Source organism: Cetobacterium sp. (genome assembly GCF_048470075.1).
Classification (GTDB): domain Bacteria; phylum Fusobacteriota; class Fusobacteriia; order Fusobacteriales; family Fusobacteriaceae; genus Cetobacterium_A.
The window spans coordinates 1-4,465 of record NZ_DBGBQB010000298.1; the positions used below are offsets into that span (position 1 = coordinate 1).

Genomic DNA, 4,465 nt, shown 5'->3' on the forward strand with positions numbered 1-4,465 from the left:
AGAATCAAAGATAAAAGAAGCTTTAAAGATACAGTTAAATAGCAATTACTTAAATACTCTTCTAAAAAAATCTAATATTTCATATAGAACTTGTATGAAATTTTTAGATAGAGATTTAACTGTAACTAGATTTGAATATGAACCTCTTGATAACTTAACTCTTTTATGGTTAAAAAAAGAAGTTTATAAATTATTATCTTTATAACAATTAAAAAATTTTAAATAAAAGGGGGCAAAATGCTAAATTTTCATTTAACTGTTTCAGAATACTTAAATACTTTTTTACACTGGTTCGCATTTCTTTTTTTTACTCTATTTTTATGTAGTATATTTTATGCATTTTATAAAACTATTAGAGCTTTATTTTGCAAAACTAAAACAGCATTTAATAGTATTATTAAAGAAAATTTTGATAAATATATACTTATTGGACTAAAATTTTTAATTATAGCAAACATTATAAATATAATTATTGAAACTAATTTAAAAAATATCCTTATAGTTTTTATAATTGTTATAATAAGAGAAATTATGAAATGGGAAGTAAAAATATCTAGTTAACTCAATAAGGGGTCCCGTCAGGAAAACGCGGAATAACAACGCTAAGGATTTTAAAACACTTAACCATTGACTTAGCTAATAAAGTACCATATTTGGTACCTAGGGACAAATGATGTGAGGCCTATAGATATATCTAAGTAAGCTGTAAAAAGTATGACTTATAAAAAATACACCGACTAGATACCGGTGTATTTTTGTTTCTGTAGTTACTTATTATTAAAAATTTAATTGGAAAAAAAGCATTAATAACACATACTATTGTTTTAAAAGAGTTTGAAGTTCCAAGAAAGAGCTACTATTTACAGATGGGAAAAGGTTCTTAAAAAAAGAAGTGAGTTATAATAAATAGTTGAAAAATAATTTTATAATTGAAAAAATTTTGGTATAATTTATTATTAAATTGAAATATATATATATGAGGAGTGTGTTTTATGAAAAAAAATAAAAGTGTATTAGAGAGTGTAATGAAGAAGGAGGGATTGAATAAATAACCTACTTCAATACCTCCTTTAAGTTAAACTTAAAAATAGGAGGCATTTATTATGAATATATTAGAAAATTATGGTTTAAAAGATATTTATATTGAGGAGGCTAAAAAATATTCCAATTTCAAATTAGCTAGAATTATTGCTCAATATAAAGGTTTATATAAAATTATTACTGAATGTGATGAAAAATTAGCTGAAGTATCTGGAAAATTTAGATATGAAGCTACAGAATCAATTGAATTTCCTGCAGTAGGAGATTATGTAATGGTTTCATTTGATGAAAATGATTCCAAATCTATTATACATAAAATTTTAACAAGAAAAACTATGTTTTCTCGAACGGCAGTTGGAACAAGTGATCAAGTTCAAATTATTGCAACTAATATTGATATTGTTTTTATTTGTATGTCTTTAAATGAAAATTATAATTTAAACAGACTAGAAAGATATCTTTCTATAACTTGGGATAGTGGTGCAGTTCCTGTTATTGTTTTAACAAAATCTGATCTTTCTAAAAATTTATTCAAATATATACAAGAAGTTGAAGAAATATCTGCTTTTTCAGATATTATTGTTACAACATTTGAAGAAAATAACATTGATAAATTTAAAAAATATTTAAAAAAAGATATAACTACAGCTTTTATTGGCTCTTCAGGAGTAGGAAAATCGACTTTAATTAATGAAATTTTAGGAGAAACCCGGCTAGAAACAAAAGAGATTAGTAAAGGTGATAAGGGCAAGCACACTACAACAGGACGTGAAATGTTTGTTTCACCTTTTGGTGGAGTTATAATTGATACTCCAGGAATGAGAGAGATTGGAATTCAAAGTACTGATATATCTAAGTATTTTTTAGAGATGGAAGATTTAGTAAATCAATGTAAATTTAATAATTGTTCTCATACTGATGAGCCAGGTTGTGCTGTGAAAAAAGCATTATTCGATGGACTTATAGATGAAAGAAGAATTGAAAACTACTTTAAGTTAAAAAGAGAAAGTTCATACGATGGACTAACTAGTAAAGAGCTAGAACATAAAAAATTAAATCAAATGTTTAAAGAAGTTGGCGGACTAAAAAATGCTAGAAAATTTATAAAAGACAAACAAAAAAGAAAATAATAGGAGATATTATGAATATAGTAATTAGACATGAAGAAGAAAAAGATTATAAAAGAGTTGAAGAAGTTGCAAGAGAGGCATTTTGGAATTTATATTTTCCAGGGGCTCATGAGCACTATGTTGTTCATAAAATGCGTAAACATAAAGATTTTATAAAAGAGTTAACTTTTGTAATAGAGGTTGATGGTAAAGTTGAAGGAGCTATTTTTTATAGTCATTCAAAAATCGTAGAAAAAGATGGAACAGAATATAAGACAATATCTTTTGGTCCTGTTTTTATATCTCCAGAATATCACAGAAAAGGGCTTGGAAGAGAGTTGATAACTTATTCAATAGAAGAAGCTAAAAAACTAGGTTATTCTGCTATAACGACTTTAGGATATCCATATCACTATAAACCATATGGGTTTTTAGGTGGAAAGAAATATGATGTATCTATGCCTGATATGAACTATTACACTGGACTTCTGGTATTACCTCTTTATAAAGGTGCATTAGAAGGAGTTTCAGGATATGCAGAATTTAGTGAGTGTCTTGAAGTTACCCCAGAAGAAGTTGAAGAATTTGATAAAAAACTTCCATATAAAGAGAAGAAAGTCCAAGAAAGTCAAGAGGAATATGAAAAGGCTTGTTGTGAACTTGATGAATTAGAATACCTTTAAATCATAAAAAAAGAGATTTTATTTTTACTATTAGATAGTGGTATGATTGGCCATTCAGTGAATGGCCAATGGGAAAATTAAATATCCTTGTATGAAATTAAAGAAACATCCCAAGTTAAAGTGGCAGCTAAAGCAATTAAATGAATTGGCTCTGATACTGATGTACATGCATCCATTAAAATAGATGTTTTAGGGGTTCCGTCCATGCCCGTCAACCTAAGAAAAGAAGTTTAGTTCCTTGTATGATATAATTAAGCTAACATAACAACAAAGGGCGGTACTTAAATTGGTAGATGATAAATTTAAACATCTAATAAAAGGATTAAAAGATGTATTCAATATTGATGAAATAAATAAAATTGCTAAAGAATCAAAATTTATGCAGCGAAAAAGCTGTATAAAACCTGAAGATTTTTTAATTTTTAACACCTTACATGGAGAAGATCTTTGTAAAACCCCACTATCTCAACTAGCTTCTAGATATGATTCAATATTTGATAAACAAGTTTCTAAACAAGCTATAGATAAACGATTTAATAAATTTTCAGTAGATTTCATGATGACCATTTTCAATAAAATTATGTATCTTCAAAATAACATTTTAAAAAACTTGGAGACTACTTTAAATTTACATTTTGAAAGAGTTATCATTAATGATTCTACTGGATTTGCTTTACCTAAAGAATATGTAGATAAGTTTCCAGGAGCTGGTGGTTCTGGTTCGTCCTCTGCTATAAAAATACAACTTCAATACGAACTATTAACTGGATCATTCATGAAAATTGATATTTTTCCTGGAACAAAAGCAGATGCTACATATTTAGAGTCTATGGAAAAGGAAAATAAAAAAAATGATTTAAAGCTAGCAGACTTGGGATATCTTAAAATTGATTATCTAAAAAAATTACAAAAAAGTGGAGCTTCATTTATCTCTAAAGTTAAAAGCAATACAGCTTTGTATATATATAAAAAATAAAAAACCTGAAAGATATAAAACTGGTGGGATAAAAAAATCAAGCAGATATATAAAATTAGATATTTTGGAGCTTTCAAAATCTTTGATAGAAGGAGAAACTATTGAATTAAAAGATGTTTATGTAGGCTCTAAAAAAGAATTTAGAAGTCGTTTAATTGTAACGAAGCTAACAGAAGAGAATAAAAATAAAAGAGAGATTGCACATAAAGAAAATATTAGAAAGAAATGTCAGGTATTTAAGCAAGATAGAATGGATTTTAATAGTGTAAATGCCTACATATCTAATGTTAATGACACTGCATTCAAATTCATGAATTATATACTTTAAGATGGCAAATAGAAATCATGTTTAAAATTTGGAAATCAATTTTTAAAATAAATGAAGTGAAAAAAGTAAAAATTGAAAGATTTAAATGTTTTCTTTATGGACGGTTAATAGCTTTATTACTCTCATCATCAATAGTTTTTACAGCTAAAAATATCATTCTAGAAGAAACAAATCAGGAGATTAGCGAAATTAAATCATTTGGCTCTATTTTTCAATATTTACCAAAATTAGCTTCAGTAATATTTAAAACTGAAATTCATCTCTTGCAGTTTTTTAAGAAAATATATCTTAATTTTAAAAGATTTTGTTTAAAATCGAGTAAAAATAG

Annotated in this window: 5 protein-coding genes and 1 pseudogene; 5 read left to right on the forward strand and 1 reads right to left on the reverse strand. The window is 26.4% G+C overall.

The features are described 5' to 3' along the window. The 4 genes from ACMOUI_RS10385 to ACMOUI_RS10400 form a co-directional block, all read left to right on the forward strand. The coding region (locus ACMOUI_RS10385) for a hypothetical protein (RefSeq protein WP_418965628.1) at positions 1-205 on the forward strand (205 nt) is incomplete at its 5' end. A gap of 32 nt (positions 206-237) precedes the next feature. Continuing rightward, positions 238-561 (forward strand): DUF1622 domain-containing protein, encoded by a 324-nt coding sequence (locus tag ACMOUI_RS10390; protein WP_418965629.1) that lies wholly within the window; start codon positions 238-240, stop codon positions 559-561. A 542-nt stretch (positions 562-1,103) separates the two neighbouring features. After that, entirely contained in the window at positions 1,104-2,171 is a 1,068-nt protein-coding gene (rsgA, locus tag ACMOUI_RS10395; protein WP_418965630.1) for a ribosome small subunit-dependent GTPase A, read from the forward strand. 11 nt (positions 2,172-2,182) lie between these two features. After that, the gene (locus ACMOUI_RS10400) at positions 2,183-2,833 is read left to right on the forward strand and encodes a GNAT family N-acetyltransferase (protein WP_418965631.1); all 651 of its coding nucleotides are present in this window, start codon (positions 2,183-2,185) and stop codon (positions 2,831-2,833) included. 77 nt (positions 2,834-2,910) lie between these two features. Here ACMOUI_RS10400 and ACMOUI_RS10405 read toward each other — a convergent pair whose 3' ends face one another. Continuing rightward, positions 2,911-3,039 carry a hypothetical protein gene (locus ACMOUI_RS10405; protein ID WP_418965632.1) on the reverse strand — a complete coding sequence of 43 codons (129 nt, stop codon included), beginning with the start codon at positions 3,037-3,039 and terminating at the stop codon, positions 2,911-2,913. 80 nt (positions 3,040-3,119) lie between these two features. Between ACMOUI_RS10405 and ACMOUI_RS10410 the strand changes: the two are divergent. Continuing rightward, a pseudogene (locus ACMOUI_RS10410) lies at positions 3,120-4,465 on the forward strand (IS4 family transposase); the annotation flags it as partial.

Bases quoted from the DNA above. Each gene is read 5' to 3' on its own strand.
- ACMOUI_RS10390 (WP_418965629.1), top strand. From the start codon at position 238: ATGCTAAATTTTCATTTAACTGTTTCAGAATACTTAAATACTTTTTTA.
- ACMOUI_RS10400 (WP_418965631.1), top strand. From the start codon at position 2,183: ATGAATATAGTAATTAGACATGAAGAAGAAAAAGATTATAAAAGAGTT.
- ACMOUI_RS10405 (WP_418965632.1), bottom strand. From the start codon at position 3,039: ATGGACGGAACCCCTAAAACATCTATTTTAATGGATGCATGTACATCA.
- rsgA (WP_418965630.1), top strand. From the start codon at position 1,104: ATGAATATATTAGAAAATTATGGTTTAAAAGATATTTATATTGAGGAG.